This window comes from Frankia nepalensis (genome assembly GCF_016786325.1).
Lineage (GTDB): Bacteria > Actinomycetota > Actinomycetes > Frankiales > Frankiaceae > Pseudofrankia > Pseudofrankia nepalensis.
Window position 1 is genome coordinate 1,295 of record NZ_JADWYU010000308.1, and the last position, 1,878, is coordinate 3,172.

General features: G+C 69.0%; 1 protein-coding gene. It reads left to right on the plus strand.

Going from position 1 to position 1,878, the window contains the following annotated elements:
- Window positions 1–460 precede the first annotated feature (460 nt).
- Entirely contained in the window at window positions 461–1,720 is a 1,260-nt protein-coding gene (argG, locus tag I6A81_RS40785) for an argininosuccinate synthase (RefSeq protein ID WP_203008052.1), read from the plus strand.
- Window positions 1,721–1,878: the final 158 nt, after the last annotated feature.

Sequence of the window (1,878 nt, forward strand, 5' to 3'; positions counted from 1 at the left end):
TCTCCGCGTTCTGCCGCGCGCTGTGGATCTCCGCGTTCTGCCGCGCGCTGTGGATCTCCGCGTTCTGCCGCGCGCTGGTGTGGGTCCGACCCGCGGCGGTGGCGTGGACTTTGACCGGAGCGAGCCCTCGCCCTCAGAGTCGGCACCGCCGGTGCTCCGAGAGCGACGAGCGCCAGGGAACTACGGGCGGTCGTGGCGCGGTCCGCTGCCGGGCGGTGGATGAGCATGCGGTGCTGTGTATAGAATTGCGGGCGCGGGTGCGGGTCAGGTCATAGCGTCCTGGACGGATGCGTGGGTTCTGACCAGGCAGGCTGTAGTCCGTCGCTCGGCTGGCGGAGCGGCGGAAGACCAGGAACGGCCGTCCTGACGCGGCAGGAGTGGCCGGAGCCGCTGAGGCGGACCGGCTTGATGCTGACTGGTCATGGATTCAACTGGGCCCATCGGACGGGAGCGGGACGACATGGAGATCAAGGACCTCAAGGGCGAGAGCGTCGCGTTCTTCGCGTCGGGTGGGCTCGACAGTTGCACGGTCACTCACTGGCTGACCTCGCATGATGTCAAGGTCATCTGTTTCACGGCGGATCTCGGCCAGCCGGACGAGCGTGAGGGCCTCGACGTCGTCGCCGATCGGATGAAGGCCTGTGGCGCGGTCGAGGCGGTCATCGTCCCGCTGCGGACCGAGATGGGCGAGGCTGGCATCCAGGCGGTTCAGGGCCTCACCCGGTATGAGGGTCGGTACTGGAACACGACCCCGCTCGGCCGGTACGTCACGATCCGCGGGGTGCTTCCGCACATCCTCGAGCGCGGCATCAAGATTCTCAGCCACGGCGCGACCGGCCGGGGCAATGACCAGGCGCGGTTCCAGCTCGTCCCGAACATGCTGGCGCCCAGTGTCTCCGTCTACGCGCCCTGGCGGGACCAGGCCTTCCTCGACGCCTTCGGTGGCCGCGAGGAGATGATCGACTACTGTGAGAAGCACGGCCTGCCGATCCGGGCCACCCGCACGTCGCCCTACTCCACCGACGCGAACCTGCTGGGTCTCACGCACGAGGCGGGCGTGCTCGAGTCGCTGGGCACCGGCGCGAACTTCGTCGATCCGATCATGGGTGTTCGCCCGGTCGACGCCCCGGACCAGCCCGAACTCGTGACGATCACGTTCGAGAAGGGCCGTCCGGTCTCGATCGCTGGCCAGACGGTGTCGGACCCGGCGGATGCCCTCGAACTGGTCAACAAGATCGGCGGGCGGCACAGCATCGGCATCAACCTGCACCTGGTCGAGAACCGGTTTGTCGGTGTGAAGTCCCGCGGCGTCTACGAGGCACCAGGTATGGAGCTGCTCGGCAGCGCCTACGAGTACCTGCTGCAGACGATCCTGGACCGCCGCGCCCGGCGGATCTTCATGTTCGCCGCCGAGTTCCTTGGCGAACAGCTCTACCAGGCGTACGGCGAGGATCTCGGCTCCCAGCTGGCCCGCAAGGTGGTCTCCGAGGTCGCGGAACTCGCGTCCGGCACCGTCACCCTTGAGCTCTACAAGGGGACCGTCAACTTCGCCGGGGCCGCCGACATCCCGCACTCGCTCTACTCCGAGGAGGACGCCTCGATGAGCAGCGTGGGCGCGTTCGACCACAAGGACTCCGAGGGCTTCCTGCAGGTGCTCGGCGTCGGCGCCAGGACGGCGTCTCGCGCCGGTCAGATCCAGGGCCTGCTCGAGACCGAATAGCCGCCGAGGGGCGGCCTGGCGGCCTGGCGGCCACGACCGGAGACGGCGCGGGCGTCGAGCCGCCGACACGCGAATGGCGGGTGACCGGGTGCCCGGGCCCGAACCAGAGATGTCCTGGGGTGGGGGGCCGGGCCCCGGGCTTTGGCCGCCGGGGTGGG